General features: G+C 63.0%; 15 protein-coding genes. 7 read left to right on the forward strand and 8 right to left on the reverse strand.

Going from position 1 to position 14063, the window contains the following annotated elements:
* Nucleotides 1-5: 5 nt before the first annotated feature.
* Complete coding sequence (locus tag NKH38_RS00280; RefSeq protein WP_352543284.1) at nt 6-935, reverse strand: transglycosylase SLT domain-containing protein; 930 nt, start codon at nt 933-935, stop codon at nt 6-8.
* 177 nt (nt 936-1112) lie between these two features.
* Here NKH38_RS00280 and NKH38_RS00285 point away from each other — a divergent pair, with 177 nt between their 5' ends.
* Nucleotides 1113-1694 carry a methylated-DNA--[protein]-cysteine S-methyltransferase gene (locus NKH38_RS00285; protein ID WP_023671959.1) on the forward strand — a complete coding sequence of 194 codons (582 nt, stop codon included), beginning with the start codon at nt 1113-1115 and terminating at the stop codon, nt 1692-1694.
* A gap of 162 nt (nt 1695-1856) precedes the next feature.
* On the opposite strand, the gene NKH38_RS00290 is transcribed toward NKH38_RS00285, so the two are convergent.
* The gene (locus NKH38_RS00290; protein WP_352759255.1) at nt 1857-2183 is read right to left on the reverse strand and encodes a hypothetical protein; all 327 of its coding nucleotides are present in this window, start codon (nt 2181-2183) and stop codon (nt 1857-1859) included.
* Between the two features lie 298 nt (nt 2184-2481).
* Here NKH38_RS00290 and NKH38_RS00295 point away from each other — a divergent pair, with 298 nt between their 5' ends.
* On the forward strand, nt 2482-2694 hold the full coding sequence (locus NKH38_RS00295; protein WP_015316174.1) for a cold-shock protein: 213 nt from the start codon (nt 2482-2484) through the stop codon (nt 2692-2694).
* A 230-nt stretch (nt 2695-2924) separates the two neighbouring features.
* A complete protein-coding gene (locus NKH38_RS00300) occupies nt 2925-3125 on the forward strand; it encodes a hypothetical protein (protein ID WP_023671961.1) in 201 nt (66 codons plus the stop codon).
* A gap of 100 nt (nt 3126-3225) precedes the next feature.
* On the opposite strand, the gene NKH38_RS00305 is transcribed toward NKH38_RS00300, so the two are convergent.
* Together NKH38_RS00305 and NKH38_RS00310 are read right to left on the reverse strand one after the other, a co-directional pair.
* On the reverse strand, nt 3226-4086 hold the full coding sequence (locus tag NKH38_RS00305; RefSeq protein WP_023689726.1) for an EAL domain-containing protein: 861 nt from the start codon (nt 4084-4086) through the stop codon (nt 3226-3228).
* Nucleotides 4083-4982: an EAL domain-containing protein gene (locus NKH38_RS00310; protein ID WP_023728195.1), complete on the reverse strand. Its 900-nt coding sequence runs from the start codon at nt 4980-4982 to the stop codon at nt 4083-4085. The genes NKH38_RS00305 and NKH38_RS00310 overlap by 4 nt, the downstream gene beginning before the upstream one ends.
* A 275-nt stretch (nt 4983-5257) precedes the next feature.
* On the opposite strand from NKH38_RS00310, the gene NKH38_RS00315 reads away from it, so the two are divergent.
* Nucleotides 5258-6460, forward strand: a complete 1203-nt coding sequence (locus tag NKH38_RS00315) for a pyridoxal phosphate-dependent aminotransferase (RefSeq protein WP_352758378.1) — start codon at nt 5258-5260, stop codon at nt 6458-6460.
* A gap of 63 nt (nt 6461-6523) precedes the next feature.
* Here NKH38_RS00315 and NKH38_RS00320 read toward each other — a convergent pair whose 3' ends face one another.
* Both NKH38_RS00320 and NKH38_RS00325 read right to left on the reverse strand, forming a co-directional pair.
* Nucleotides 6524-6919 carry a (R)-mandelonitrile lyase gene (locus NKH38_RS00320; RefSeq protein ID WP_023728197.1) on the reverse strand — a complete coding sequence of 132 codons (396 nt, stop codon included), beginning with the start codon at nt 6917-6919 and terminating at the stop codon, nt 6524-6526.
* 48 nt (nt 6920-6967) lie between these two features.
* Nucleotides 6968-7519, reverse strand: coding sequence for a methyltransferase family protein (locus NKH38_RS00325; protein ID WP_023728198.1), 552 nt, complete (start codon nt 7517-7519; stop codon nt 6968-6970).
* 147 nt (nt 7520-7666) lie between these two features.
* Between NKH38_RS00325 and NKH38_RS00330 the strand changes: the two genes are divergently transcribed.
* The 3 genes from NKH38_RS00330 (at nt 7667) to NKH38_RS00340 (ending at nt 12042) form a co-directional block, all read left to right on the forward strand.
* Nucleotides 7667-8524, forward strand: coding sequence for an alpha/beta fold hydrolase (locus tag NKH38_RS00330; RefSeq protein WP_023728199.1), 858 nt, complete (start codon nt 7667-7669; stop codon nt 8522-8524).
* A gap of 243 nt (nt 8525-8767) precedes the next feature.
* Entirely contained in the window at nt 8768-10819 is a 2052-nt protein-coding gene (locus NKH38_RS00335; protein ID WP_352758381.1) for an elongation factor G, read from the forward strand.
* Nucleotides 10820-11544: 725 nt separating this feature from the next.
* Nucleotides 11545-12042 carry a methyltransferase family protein gene (locus NKH38_RS00340; RefSeq protein WP_023689721.1) on the forward strand — a complete coding sequence of 166 codons (498 nt, stop codon included), beginning with the start codon at nt 11545-11547 and terminating at the stop codon, nt 12040-12042.
* 22 nt (nt 12043-12064) lie between these two features.
* Here the strand turns inward: NKH38_RS00340 and NKH38_RS00345 are convergent, their stop codons facing one another.
* On the reverse strand, nt 12065-12961 hold the full coding sequence (locus NKH38_RS00345) for a LysR family transcriptional regulator (protein ID WP_023671970.1): 897 nt from the start codon (nt 12959-12961) through the stop codon (nt 12065-12067).
* A gap of 80 nt (nt 12962-13041) precedes the next feature.
* A complete protein-coding gene (gene trxB, locus NKH38_RS00350; RefSeq protein WP_352758383.1) occupies nt 13042-14016 on the reverse strand; it encodes a thioredoxin-disulfide reductase in 975 nt (324 codons plus the stop codon).
* Nucleotides 14017-14063: the final 47 nt, after the last annotated feature.

The raw sequence follows: 14063 nt of genomic DNA on the forward strand, positions 1-14063 counted from the left end.
CGCGCTCAGGCGTCGGGCTGCAGCCGGCGGCGCTTGCGGTCGACACCGAGGCCGGTGGCCTCGAGCAGGCCTTTGCGCTTGGCGTCGAAATAATAGCCGGTCTGGTAGAGCCAATCGGCCTTCTTGGCGTTGCCACCCGCCACCAGCCAGGCGCCACGCAGATATTTGACCGCGTATTTCAGATTGGTTTCGGCGTCGAACAAGCCCTTGGCCGGCCCGTCATAGCCCATGCCGCGCGCCGTCGCGTGCTTGATCTGCATCAGCCCCCAATGGCCGTTATTGTAAGCCTTGGGATTGTAGGTGCTTTCGCGGTTGACGACGTGGCGCACCAGATCGACCGGCACCTCGTAGAGAGCAGCGTATTTCTGGATCAGCCGGTCGACGTCGCCGCGCATGCCGGTCGCATGCTCTTCTTCCGGGAGACCGAGCGGCGCGGCGGGGAACTGGCCCAGGGAAGCCGGGTTCTGCGGCACGACATAGGCTACCTGCTGCACGCCGGGCATGGCGTTCTGGCCGCCCTTGGCGGTCGCCGGCATGACAAGGCTGGCGGTCGTATATTGCGCCGCGACCGGCTGTCCGGCGTTGGCGGGCGCAGGCGCCTGCCAGGCATTGGCGGCCATCACCGCAGGCACGGCCGGGGCCGTGGGCGTCGCGCCGGCAAAGGCCGCCGTCGCGGCAACCGGCTGCGCAGCGGCATCGAGCGCTGGCGTGGCCGGCGTCGCTTCGGCCGCCTGGACGGGTGTTATGCCCGAGGATTGCGGTAGCACCGAAACCGTATCGGGCAGCGGCAAGGTGAAGCCGGCATCGCTGCCGGCGGCGGTCGCGGTTTCGGTCAGCGCAGGCGTAGCCTTCATCTGCGAGGTCGATTGGCAGCCGCTGAGGGCAGCTGCGCCGACGATCACAGAGATCGCGAAAAGGTTGAATTTTGCTGGCAAGCCGCGCGGGTCCGATTTGTCGGTTGTTAAGAAGTCCTTACACCAGCGATTCCTGGTGGGCAATCGGGACCATCTGGTGGTTTTCGGGTGGCGAGAGCCGGGCTCAGATGCCATATTGTTCTGCATATGTACCGGTCGGCATCCCGGTTTTCGCCACTTTGCGGAAAGGAGCGCATCATGGAAACGGCATCTTCGATCACAGCCGGCCACGCAGTGTTAGAAACAGTGATCGGCTTCATGGGCATCGCCTGGAGCGAAAAGGGCCTGATCCGGCTCTGCCTGCCCGAAAGGAGCCGCGAAGCGGTGGAACGCCGGCTGATGCGGCATGCCGGTGTTGCCGCCAATACGACTGCGAACATTGGGCAGCCGCAATGGGTGGTCGAGCTGATCGCCTCGATCAAGGCGTATGCGTCAGGCGAGGACGTCGATTTCTCCGGCGTGCCGGTCGATCTCGACGGCGTCGACGACTTCCGTCTCGCCATCTACGACGCGGCGCGGAAACTGCATTACGGCGAAACCACCACCTATGGCGAACTGGCCAAGCGCGCCGGCCAAGCCGGCCTGCCGCGCGAAACCGGGGCAGCGCTGGGCGCCAACCCGGTGCCGCTGGTCATCCCCTGCCATCGGATACTAGCCGCGGGCGGCAAGATCGGCGGCTTCTCGGCGCCCGGCGGCTCGGCCACCAAGGAAAAGATGCTGGCCATGGAAGGCGTGCGCGTCGGCCCGCCGCCGGCGGCGCAGGTCTCGTTCGGGTTCTAAGAGCTTGAATGGTATGCCGGCTGGGTATGTTGAGATTCAGGTCAGGCCGCACCGAGAACTATGGTCTTCGAGAACCGGAGCGGAGCGTACTTAATGTACGTGGGCGCCGGAAGCGCAGAAGACCATCGTTCGCAGGCCGGCCTCACCTGAATATCAATATGCCTAATGACGGCGCAGGAAGCGGCGGTGAAAATGGTCGTTCTCGATCCGCTTGCAGAGATAGACCGGGCAGGATTCGGTATCGGCGCTCGGCACATAGGCGCGCTTTCTGACCTCGCCGACATTGCAGAATTGCTGGCTCTGCACATAGCGGTCGAAGAGCGGCAGCCCCGGCACGCGCCTGGACTGATAGCGCAGGATGACCGCGCCCTGGCGGGCGATCGTGCCTTGCACCCTGTCGCAGCTCATACGAGTGGGGTCGTAGCGCGACATCGCCTGCGCCTCGGCGGCCGCCAGCGTCAGGCAGGCGGCAAGCAGAATGGTTTTCACAACCGTTTTCATGACAGTCTCCCAAAACCGGACTAACGCCGTCGGGCGTCCCGATCTTCCCGATTGCTCGACGCTTTCATGCGATTGGGGCGGCCTTTGGGCGGCGCCACCGCAACGCCATTTTTCGAGCCATCTTGTTTTTGGTGCGAAACCCGCCTATATCAGCTCCATTGATATTTCGGCCGATCGATCCGGGCCTCGCGATCTTCGCGTTTGCTGACGTCTATCTCCAAAATCTCGATACAAACCGGCTGAACCTCGGTTCGGTCAAACCAAAGCAAATGCGAGGACTATTCATATGGCAACTGGTACGGTCAAGTGGTTCAATGCCACCAAGGGCTTCGGCTTCATTCAGCCTGATTCGGGCGGTGCGGACGTTTTCGTTCACATCTCCGCTGTCGAGCGCGCTGGACTGTCGACCCTGGTCGAAGGCCAGAAAATCAACTTCGAGATCGAGCAGGACCGCCGCACAGGCAAGTCGTCCGCTGGTTCTCTGAGCAAGGCAGCCTGATTTTGCGATAGCGCGCGCCGGACGAGAGTTCGGGGCGCGCGGCAAGTCACGGATGTACTGACGGTCGCGCGAGAAGCGCGCTGGAGCAGAAAGACCCGACAAGCTGGATCAGCAGATAGCTGCCGGCCCGGACTTAAAGCTCCGATCAGGCTACCGAAAATGGGAAGGCGGGATTTATCCCGCCTTTTTGTTTGTCTGGAATTGGACGATGGCCATGCTAGTTTCGCCCCATGACCAAGCTCGAACAGATTGAAAGATCCATCGCAGCCCTGAACACCAAAGAACTAAAGGCCTTTACCAAATGGTTCGCAGCGTATCAGGCAGAGGTGTGGGATATGCAGATCGAGGCGGACGCCAAGGCTGGCCGGCTGGATAAGTTTGCCGAGCAGGCTTTGGCTGAACTTCACGCGGGCCGAGTTCGCCCTCTTTGAATGCGCGCTACGGCCGAAGGCCGCAAGCCCAACCGGGCATCGCGCCCGTTGGCGTCCGGTCCGGAACGAGCCGCGAAGCGGCGGCAAGCGCGAGCACAAATCAGCGCCGCAGATGCAGCGGCACCACCTTGTTGTCGGCGCCAAGCAGCGCCTCGATCGACAGCGGCTCCCGGTTGAAGATCGTGCCGGCCAGCGCCGGGCGGCCGAGATGGAAACCCTGTAGCAGGTCGACGCCGCCATCCAGCGCGACGCGCAGATGCACGGATTGCTCGATGCCTTCCACCAGCACCTTGGCGCCGCGATCGTGCAGCGACGAGACGAGCGGCCGGAAGAAGCGCTCGGCGGCAGCGTGGCGGCAGAATTCGGCGAACCAGCCGCCGTCGATCTTCACAATATCCGGTTGAAGCAGGCTCATCCGCTCCGCGGTCGAGTGGCCGGTGCCGAAATCGTCGATGGCGATGCGGATGCCGTGGCGCCGCATCTCGCGCACCAGCGGGGCCAGCACATTATCGTCGGCCGCCTGTTCGGTGATCTCGCAGACCAGCATGGCGGCATGCAGGTCGAGATCGCCGAGATGCCGCGTCATCAGCCGGATCTCGGCCAGCGCCCGCCCGAGATGATCGTTGATCATCGGGTTGTAATTGAAGAACAGGTCGAGCCCGTCGACGCCGATGTTGCGGAAGTTTTTCAGATGCAGCATCCGGCACATCGTCTCGACAAACAGGCGGTCGCCCGGCGCAACACTGTCGAAGAACATGGCCGGTGCAACCGGCATGGAAGCGCGCTGCGGTTCGATCAGCGCCTCGACGGCAACCGCGGCCAACGCGCCGCCGCGTGGCGCAAAGATCGGCTGGTAGGCGCTCTTCAGCCGGAACGCGCCGTAGACGCCGTATTCGATGCCGACCTCGTCGGCAAAGATCGCTTCGCCGATATCGCGACGCCTCTCGCGCTGCCCGGTCATGGCCCGGTCCTGCGCCCGAACACCCTGCCCGGCCGCGCCGGAGGCGCTGCAGTCGGGCCGGCAGGCGTCTTGCCAGGCTCGGCCGCCGCGACAGACGGCTGCCCATCCTTGCCGAAAGCGCGAAAGCTGGTCGGCGCCAGTTCCGGCTTCGCCAGCACGAAGCCCTGCACCATCGATGCGCCGGATTTCTCGGCCAATTCAAGCTGCCAGCCTTCCTCGATGCCTTCGAACACCGTGCGGATGCCCTGTAGTTCGAAGTTCGTCACCATGGCAGTCAGCAGGGCAAAGCCGGCGCCGGATTCCATGAGCTGCGTGATCCAGTGCGCATCGAATTTGACGATGTCGGGCTTGAGCTCCTTGATGCGGTTGATGTCGGATTCATCGGCGCCGTAATCGTCGACGGCAATGCGAAAGCCATTGGCCCGCAGCGCCTCGACAAAGCTGTAGAGCGTTTCCTGCGACGCCGACTTCTGCTCGGTCACCTCGCACACGATGCGGCGCGGATCGATCCCGGCTTCGTGCAGCACGAGCCGCATGTCGCGCAACGCGTTGTCGGCGATGGAGCGCTCGGTAAACACCGACGGATCGAAATTGACGAAGATCGAAGCCTCTTGCGGCAGGCAGGCGCCGGCATTGAGCAAATGCAGCGTGCGCGTCAGCGCCTCGATATGCAGGCGGTCGCCGGCCGGACAGGTGCGGAAGAAGTTCATCGGCGATTGCGGCTCGCCGTCACGAAACGGCCGGATCAGCCCCTCGAACGCTGCGATCGAGAGCTTGCCGTCCTTGAAGGCGAAGATCGGCTGAAAGGCACTCTGCAGCGTGTAGGGACCCCAGACACCTGAAGCGGTGCCGTCATCGTGACGGATGATGTGGGCAAGCCCGGTGCTGCGCGACAAGGGTCCCTCGCTCCGCGAGACAGGCGAAATGGCTGGCGATCCTGCCGTCAAAGGTTTTAGCGGCCGTTGATGAATTTAGTCTTGCCGGGGATAAGCCGTCGATTGCAGAGCCCGCAACGCAGAGTGAAACCGTCATGCACGCGCTGCAAAAAGGCATCTTCACAGGTCCTTGAGCCCTGGCTCATCCGACAATGCTTGCACTTGCCGGGTCGATGCGACATGAGAAGCGCCGCAGCTGTTTGCGGTTGCGCCGACCCCTCTGGAGATATCTGGTCATGGCCTTTCTTGCCGACGCCCTTGCCCGCGTAAAGCCTTCCGCCACCATCGCGGTGACGCAGAAAGCCCGCGAGCTGAAAAATGCCGGCCGCGACATTATCGGCCTCGGCGCTGGCGAACCGGATTTCGACACGCCCGACAACATCAAGAATGCGGCGATCGAGGCGATCCGCCGCGGCGAGACCAAATACCCGCCGGTTTCGGGCATCGCGCCGCTGCGCGAGGCGATCGCGAAAAAATTCAAGCGCGAGAACAATCTCGACTACAAGCCCGAGCAGACCATTGTCGGCACCGGCGGCAAGCAGATCCTGTTCAACGCCTTCATGGCGACGCTGAACCCAGGCGACGAGGTCATCATCCCCCGCCCCTATTGGGTCAGCTATCCCGAAATGGTGGCGATCTGCGGCGGCACCCCGGTGTTCGCCGATACTTCGATCGACAATGGTTTCAAGCTCACTCCCGCCGTGCTGGAAAAGGCGATCACGCCGAAGACCAAATGGCTGTTGATGAACTCGCCGTCGAACCCGTCCGGCGCCGCATACACGGAAGCCGAGCTGCGCGCGCTGGCCGACGTGCTCTTGAAGCATCCGCATGTCTGGACACTGACCGACGACATGTACGAGCACCTGACCTATGGCGACTTCGTCTTCAGGACGATCGCCGAGGTCGAGCCGAAACTCTACGAGCGCACGCTGACCATGAACGGCGTCTCGAAAGCCTATGCCATGACCGGCTGGCGCATCGGCTATGCAGCGGGTCCGGTGCAGCTGATCAAGGCGATGGACATGATCCAGGGCCAGCAGACCTCGGGCGCCTGCACCATCGCGCAATGGGCCTCGGTCGAGGCGCTCAACGGCCCGCAGGATTTCGTCGCCAGGAACAAGGCGATCTTTCAGGGCCGTCGCGACCTCGTCGTGTCGATGCTCAACCAGGCGCGCGGCATAACCTGCCCGTCGCCGGAAGGCGCCTTCTATGTCTATCCGTCCTGCGCCCAGCTGATTGGCAAGAAGACCAAAGCCGGCAAGATAATCGACACCGACGAGACTTTCTGCTCCGAATTGCTCGAAGGCGAGGGTGTCGCAGTGGTGTTCGGCTCGGCCTTCGGCCTCGGCCCCAACTTCCGCATCTCCTATGCCACCTCGGAGACGCTGCTGGAGGAAGCCTGCACCCGCATCCAGCGCTTCACCGCATCGCTGACCTGATCGCGTCCGTTCTGAAAAACAATAACCCGGCGCCACCGCCGGGTTATTGTTGGCGCCATGCGCTCAGCCGCCATATTGGTCCGAGGTTACCGCTTCCATCCAATCGGCATGGACGCCGTCCAATGCTTCCTGCATGGCGACGTGGGTCATTGTCGTCTTTGGACCCGCGCCGTGCCAGTGCTTCTCGCCCGGCTCGAACGAGATCACGTCGCCCGCCTTGATCTCCTGGATCGGCCCGCCCCATGTCTGCGCAAGGCCGGCGCCCGAGGTGACATAGAGCGTTTGGCCGAGCGGATGCGTGTGCCAGTGGGTACGCGCACCGGGCTCGAAGGTGACCAGCGTGGCTCTGAGCCGGGCCGGCGCTTCCTTCTCGATGATGGGCGTCTGCAGCACGCGGCCGGTGAAATACTTCTCCGGCGCGATGATGGTCGGCACGCTGCCGCAGGCAATGATCTTCATCTCTGGTGATCCCTAAGTTTGGCAGAACCTACCCTGCCCCGGTGCCGGCTACCACCCCAGCCGGGGCCAGAACAGGCCGGCACGTACGCGATAGTCCGCGTAGGCTCCGGCCAGCGGCGTGCGCGAAAATTTCTTCTCTTCGTCCAGCGCCGCAAACACATAGAGGATAGCGATCCCGGCGACCGGCACCAACGCCCAGACCGACCAGGTCGCGATCCCCCAGCCGATCCAGAAGACGATGTAGGACGTATAGAAGGGGTGGCGGACATGGCCGTAGGGGCCGTGGGTCAGCAGGCTGTGCGGATCGTCGGGTGCGAAGACGAAGCGCAGCCGCACCTTGCGCGACGTGACGATCGCCCACCAGAACAGGGCAGAGCTCGCCAGTTCGACGGCAAGTCCGGTGAGCTTTGCCGAACCCGGCTGCGATTGGATCCAAAGGATGGCGAGAAAGAACAGCGCCGTGGCGATGACCGCCGCCGAAATCACCATGGCGCCTGCAGACATCGCCTGCGATTGGAAATGCGCCCGCATCGACCAGACATATTGGCCAACCGTCGCGATGCTGCAGATCGAGACAAGAAGATCGAGGACTGGTTCCATTGTCGGGATTCCGCGCGTGATTGCCATGGAGCCAGCGATCGTGCCGGCTATCTCTTTAGAAATCCTTTCTTAACCACATGTTTAAAGAACATATAGAGCCAGCGATGCGATGTTGGCGGTCAGGCAAATCTCAAGGTCTAATCCAGCATGAGCATCACTCACCGCACCATCCGCACGCCGCAGGCCGACTTGCGCCTCAGCCAGTCGTCTGGGTCCGGCATGCCCATCGTCATGATCCATGGCTCGGGCAGTTCGCGCGCCGTGTTTGCCCGTCAGTTCGACAGCCCGCTTGCCGACGCCCATCGGCTGATCGCCTTCGACCTTCCCGGCCACGGCGAGTCCTCCGATGCCCGCGACCCGGCGACCGCCTATACGATTACCGGCCTTGCCCAGACCACAGCCCGGCTTCTCGACGCTTTGGGCATCGGCCACGCCATCATCTTCGGCTGGTCGCTCGGCGGCCATGTGGCGGTCGAACTGGCCAGCTTTCACCATGCGGTCAGCGGCCTGGTGCTGGCCGGAGCGCCGCCGGTGTCGCGGGGGCCGCTTGGCATGCTGCGCGGCTTTCACGCCAACTGGGACATGCTGCTCGCCTCCAAGAAGGTCTACTCCGAACGCGACATCGAGCGTTTTGAGGCTCTGTGCTACGGCGACACCGCCAGTCCGTCTTTCCGCGAAGCCATCAGGCGCACCGACGGCCGGCTTCGCGCCGGCGTGGCGCGCTCCATGTTTGCGGGCAAGGGCGCCGACCAGAAACAGGTGGTCGAGCACGCTCCGTTCCCCGTCGCGGTGATCAATGGCGAGCATGATCCGCTGGTGCGGCTGAGCTATTTCGAGACCGTCGCCTACAGCTCGCTGTGGGAACAGTGCCATGTCATACCAGGCGCCGGCCATGCGCCCTTCTGGGAACGTCCGGACCTGTTCAACCCGTTGCTGTCGCGCTACGCCGAGACGGTGGTGAAGCAAAGCGCAGCCAGGCCGGCGCGCCGCACCCAGGCCCGCTGAAATCTACCGGCGGTTCTGACCCCGGCTCTCGCTCCGTCCGTCTGGCGGCGGCGCGATTTCTATTTTCCTTGCCCTGCCGGCTAACCCGTGGGACGATGGGTTGGGCAGGTGGCTAAATGAAAACAACCCGCCCGCGACGGTCGAACAGGCCGGCCGCCGCTCACGACAGGGTGCGATCGGCGCAAAACCGTTTCCACTTTTGCTGATCGCACTCCAAGGGCCAAGCCTGAGTGGAGGTCAGCCATGGGTACTCGCGCCGGAGGACGACGCACGGGACCGAAATGCATTGCCATAGTCGGTCCCTTTGCAAGCGGTAAGACGACACTTCTCGAAGCCATCCTCGCCCGTACGGGCGCAATCCCCCGCCAAAATCCCGTTTCATCGGGAAGCACCGTTTCCGATCATTCGCCCGAGGCGCGGGCGCACGCCATGAGCGTCGAGGCGACCTTTGCCACCACCGAATTCATGGGCGAGCAGATCACCTTCGTCGACTGTCCCGGATCGATCGAATTCTCCTTCGAGGCCGAGCCGGTGCTGGCAGCCTGCGATCTCGCGGTGGTCGTCGCCGAGGCCGACGAGAAGAAGATCCCAGCCTTGCAGCTCATCATGCGCAAGCTCGACGATCTCGGCGTGCCGCGCATCCTGTTCCTCAACAAGGTCGACAAGGCAATCGCCGGCGTACGCGATACGCTGAAGATGCTGCAGCCGACGAGCGCGGCGCCGCTGTTGCTTCGCCAGATTCCGCTGCGCAAGGACAATGTGGTGATCGGTTCGATCGACCTGGCGCTGGAGCGCGCCTACATCTACCGCGAATATGCCGAAAGCCAGGTTGCCGAAATTCCAACTGACGACAAGGCGCGCGAACTGGAGGCTCGCTTCTCCATGCTGGAGACGCTTGCCGACCATGACGACCAGTTGATGGAGCAGTTGCTGGAGGAGATCGAGCCGCCGAAAGACGCGGTCTTCGACGATCTGTCCGCCGACCTGCGCGCCGGCGCCATAACGCCGGTGCTGATCGGCACCGCCGAAAAAGGCAACGGCGTGCTGCGCCTTTTGAAGGCGATCCGCCATGATGCACCTGATGTCGAGGCGACGCGCAAACGGCTCGGCGTCCCCGACGGCAATCACACCGTGGTCCAGGTGATGAAGACCATCCACACCGCGCACGGCGGCAAGCTGTCCGTGTCGCGCGTACTCTCTGGCCAGATCGCCGATGCAGCCGAACTCTATTTGTCGAATGGCGAGACGGCGAAGGTCTCCGGCATCTACAAGATGCTCGGCAAGGACCAGTCCAAGCTCACCGCTGCCAAGGCCGGCGACACGGTGGCGTTGGGCAAGCTGGACGAGGTCAAGACCGGCCAGACGTTGAGTTCCACGAAGGGCGGTATCCAGCCGCTGGTCACGCTTACGCCGCCGCAGCCGGTCTTTGCCTTTGCGCTACGGCCGAAGGAGCGCAAGGACGAGGTCAAAATGTCGGCGGCCATCCAGCGCCTGGCCGAGGAAGATCCCTCGCTCACTTTGCGCCACAATCAGGACTCGGCCGAGACCGTGCTGTCCGGCCATGGCGAGATGCATCTGCGGGTCGTGCGCGAGCGGCTGGAAGGCAAGAATCAGATTCCGGTCGAAGGCCATGCGCCTGCCGTCCCCTATCGCGAGACGATCCGAAAGACGGTGCAGCAGCGCGGCCGCCACAAGAAGCAGTCCGGCGGCCATGGCCAGTTCGGCGATGTGGTGATCGAGATCAAGCCGCTGCCGCGCGGCTCCGGCTTTCAGTTCTCGGACACCATCACCGGTGGCGTCGTGCCCAAGACCTACATCCAGTCGGTCGAAACCGGCGTGCGCGATTATCTGAAATCCGGCCCGCTCGGCTTCCCTGTCGTCGATGTCGCCGTCAACCTCTCCGACGGCTCCTACCACGCCGTCGATTCCTCCGACATGGCTTTCCAGATGGCGGCCAAGCTGGCCATGAAGGAAGGCATGGCGGCCTGCTCGCCGGTGCTGCTCGAGCCGGTCATGAAGGTCGAGATCGTCACGCCGTCCGAAGCCACTTCGAAGATCATCGCGCTGATCCCGCAACGGCGCGGCCAGATCCTTGGCTACGACGCGCGGCCTGACTGGCCGGGATGGGATGTCGTGGAGGCGACCATGCCGCAGGCCGAGATCGGCGACCTGATCATCGAACTGCGCTCGGCGACCTCCGGCGTCGCCAGCTATCGTTGCGCCTTCGATCACATGGCCGAGCTGACCGGTCGGTTGGCCGACGAGGCGATGAACGCCAACGGCAAGGCTGCCTGACAGGCCGAAGGATGATCCGCACAAAAAACGGCGCCCGGATGACCCGGACGCCGCTCTTATTGCGGACCGTCTTCTTGGGAGGAAAACGGCAGGTCCGCCGCACGTATCCGCCGCGCCATACGGCACTGGCAGACGAATAGGTTCGGACGCGGTAGCCGCCTGAGCCCGGATCTTCCGAGTGATGCCCCCATCTCCCGGTCGAACCACACCGCGTCCTATGATCTGCTTAAACGATGAATCGCGCCTGCGGCATGTTACCTGAGGTTACATGTCACTGTTACGCGGCGATTTTGCTCGATTTTTCGCTGGCTACGGCAGGCCCGGAAACAAAAAAGCCGGATCAATGAAGATCCGGCTGAGTTTGATTGGAAGTGCCTGTTAAGGCTAACCTCCAGAGGGGAACACTCGAGGGCGCTAATGGGAGGAGAACGCACCCAGGAGATGATCTATATATGTGCTGTTCATGCCCAAGAAACAAGCATCTATTTTGCAACACACGCATGCAAAAAGGTATAGGCTGTGGTCTAACCCATGTCTAGGGGCCATAGGACCACGAAAAGTTGCCAAATGAATGGCGCGACCGTGCTGTTGCCTTCGCAGAACCGCAAGTCGGGCTGATTCTCGCGCTCGCGGGCAAAAAGCCGAATGACGTTGAATCGGGCAGCAGGCGTTTATTTTTGCGGCAGCGGGATGGGAAGGGTCGGCCGGAAGAAGGGAGACCTGACATGCGGACACCCCAGGCGATCGCCGGCAGCGCGGTCTTCTTCATCGCCGCACCTTGTGTCGTCGCCGGGCTGGTGCCCTGGCTGCTCACGGACCGCTACCGTCTGCCGCTGTCGACGGTGCCCGGCTTCGTGCCGGCCGGCTCCATCCTGATTGTCGCGGCCATCGCCCTGCTCGTCCATTCCTTTGCCCGCTTCGCGCTCGAAGGCCTCGGCACGCCGGCGCCTGTCGCGCCCACCGAGAGACTGGTGATCGGCGGCGTGTACCGCCATGTCCGCAACCCGATGTATGTCGCAGTACTGTCGATCATCCTGGGCCAGGCGTTGCTGTTTTCAAGCTGGAGCGTCGCTGCCTATGCCGCCATCGGCGCGATCGTCATGGGCTCTTTCGTCAGGTTCTATGAGGAGCCGACTCTCGCCCGCCGCTACGGTGGCGAATACGAGACCTACCGCCGCAATGTTCCCGGCTGGCTGCCACGGCTGACGCCGTGGCGGGGGTGACCAGCACCTCCCAAGGCCATGTTTAAAATGACCAGCTGCGCGCTTTGGCGATGATGAAGTCGCGGAAGACGTGCAGCTTGGCCTGGTTCTTCATTGCATCGGGATAGGCGAAATAGGTGTCGAAGGACGGCACCTCGGTCTCCGGCAAAAGCTGCACCAAATCCGATTCCTTGGAGATCACGTAGTCGGGCAGCATGGCGATGCCGGCGCCGCCCTGCACGGCGCGCTTGATCGACAAGATGTCGTTGATCTGCAGCGTCGGCACCCTTTGCCCACCGTCGAAATCGCCGATCGTTTCCAGCCAGTTCAGCTCCGACAGATGCGACGGCACCGGCACACCGAAAGTGACGATGCGATGGTTCTTCAGATCGGCGACCGAGGTCGGCTTGCCGTGCTTGCCGACATAGGACGGCGAGGCATAGAGGTGGAAATGCACGGTGAACAGGCGGCGCTGGATAAGGTCGGGCTGCTGCGGCTGGCGCAGCCGTATCGCGCAGTCGGCCTGGCGCATGGTGAGGTCGAGTTCCTCATTGGCCAGGATCAGCTGCAGGCTGATTTCCGGATAGAGCTCGATGAATTCCTGCACCCGCTCGGTCAGCCAGCCGGCGCCGAGCCCGACCGTGGTCGTTACCCTCAGCACGCCTGAGGGACGGTCCTTGGCCTCGGTCAGCTTCGACTTGATGGTCTCGAGCTTCATCAGCACGTCATGCGCCGTGCGGAACAGCATTTCGCCCTGCTCGGTCAGCACCAGGCCGCGGGCATGGCGATTGAACAGCGGCACCCCGACATCATGTTCGAGCGCGCTGACCTGGCGTGAAATCGCCGATTGCGACAGGTGCAAAGTCTCGGCGGCATGGGTAAACGACCCAGCCTCCGCCGCTGCGTGAAACACGCGAAGCTTGTCCCAGTCCAACGCCATTGAGTTCCCCTCGTTCTGTTTTTGGCGTCTGAATGAAAAATCAGGCTTTTGAACGGCTTGCGACGCCGTCTTGATAGATTTTATTCCGCCGCTTCGCGGTGCACCTCGATGCCGGCCAGGTATTTTTCCGCCTCGAGCGCGGCCATGCAGCCGAGCCCGGCGGCGGTCACCGCCTGACGGTAGATATCGTCGGTCACGTCACCGGCGGCGAACACGCCGGGAACGTCCGTGCGGGTCGAATTCGGCGCCGTCCACAGATAGCCGTTCGGCTTCTGCTTCAGCTTGCCGACAAACAATTCCACCGCCGGCGCATGGCCGATCGCCACGAACACGCCGTCCACCTGGAGATGGCTGACCTCGCCGGTCACCGCATTTCTGAGCTTCAGCCCTTCGACCGAAGGCGGCAGCGACGTCTTGCCGGGCCGGCCGGTGATCTCGTCGACGATCGTGTCCCAGATGACTCGGACATTGTCCTTTTTCAACAGCCGCTCACGCAGGATGCGCTCGGCGCGGAAATCGTTGCGCCGGTGGATGACGGTCACGCTCTTCGCCAGATTGGAGAGATAGAGCGCCTCCTCCACCGCCGAATTGCCGCCGCCGATGACAGCGACATCCTTGCCGCGATAGAAAAAACCATCGCAGGTGGCGCAGGCCGACACGCCGAAGCCCATGAAGGTCTGTTCGGTGGGGATGCCCAGCCATTTCGCCTGCGCGCCGGTGGCAATGATCAGCGCGTCGGCCGTGTAGGTGGTGCCGGAATCGCCCGTGGCGCGGAACGGCCGCACATTGAGGTCAACCTCGGTGATGATGTCGTTGATGATATCGGTGCCGACATGCTCGGCCTGCTTCAGCATCTGCTCCATCAGCCACGGGCCCTGGATCGGATCGGCGAAGCCCGGATAGTTTTCGACATCGGTGGTGATCATCAGCTGCCCGCCCTGCTGCAAGCCTGCTACGAGCATCGGCTTGAGCATGGCGCGCGCGGCGTAGACTGCGGCGGTATAGCCGGCCGGGCCGGAACCGATGATAAGGACAGGCGCGTGCTTGGTGGTCATCTAAAGCCTCTGCGGGGCAGACAATCGAGTGTGCCTTGGAAAACGAC

The organism is Mesorhizobium sp. M1078 (genome assembly GCF_040318615.1).
Lineage (GTDB): Bacteria > Pseudomonadota > Alphaproteobacteria > Rhizobiales > Rhizobiaceae > Mesorhizobium.

Coding starts and splice junctions, on each gene's coding strand:
- NKH38_RS00305 (WP_023689726.1), bottom strand. CDS start 4,086: ATGACCGGGCAGCGCGAGAGGCGTCGCGATATCGGCGAAGCGATCTTT.
- NKH38_RS00300 (WP_023671961.1), top strand. CDS start 2,925: ATGACCAAGCTCGAACAGATTGAAAGATCCATCGCAGCCCTGAACACC.
- trxB (WP_352758383.1), bottom strand. CDS start 14,016: ATGACCACCAAGCACGCGCCTGTCCTTATCATCGGTTCCGGCCCGGCC.
- NKH38_RS00285 (WP_023671959.1), top strand. CDS start 1,113: ATGGAAACGGCATCTTCGATCACAGCCGGCCACGCAGTGTTAGAAACA.
- NKH38_RS00340 (WP_023689721.1), top strand. CDS start 11,545: ATGCGGACACCCCAGGCGATCGCCGGCAGCGCGGTCTTCTTCATCGCC.
- NKH38_RS00320 (WP_023728197.1), bottom strand. CDS start 6,919: ATGAAGATCATTGCCTGCGGCAGCGTGCCGACCATCATCGCGCCGGAG.
- NKH38_RS00335 (WP_352758381.1), top strand. CDS start 8,768: ATGGGTACTCGCGCCGGAGGACGACGCACGGGACCGAAATGCATTGCC.
- NKH38_RS00330 (WP_023728199.1), top strand. CDS start 7,667: ATGAGCATCACTCACCGCACCATCCGCACGCCGCAGGCCGACTTGCGC.
- NKH38_RS00345 (WP_023671970.1), bottom strand. CDS start 12,961: ATGGCGTTGGACTGGGACAAGCTTCGCGTGTTTCACGCAGCGGCGGAG.
- NKH38_RS00315 (WP_352758378.1), top strand. CDS start 5,258: ATGGCCTTTCTTGCCGACGCCCTTGCCCGCGTAAAGCCTTCCGCCACC.
- NKH38_RS00325 (WP_023728198.1), bottom strand. CDS start 7,519: ATGGAACCAGTCCTCGATCTTCTTGTCTCGATCTGCAGCATCGCGACG.
- NKH38_RS00295 (WP_015316174.1), top strand. CDS start 2,482: ATGGCAACTGGTACGGTCAAGTGGTTCAATGCCACCAAGGGCTTCGGC.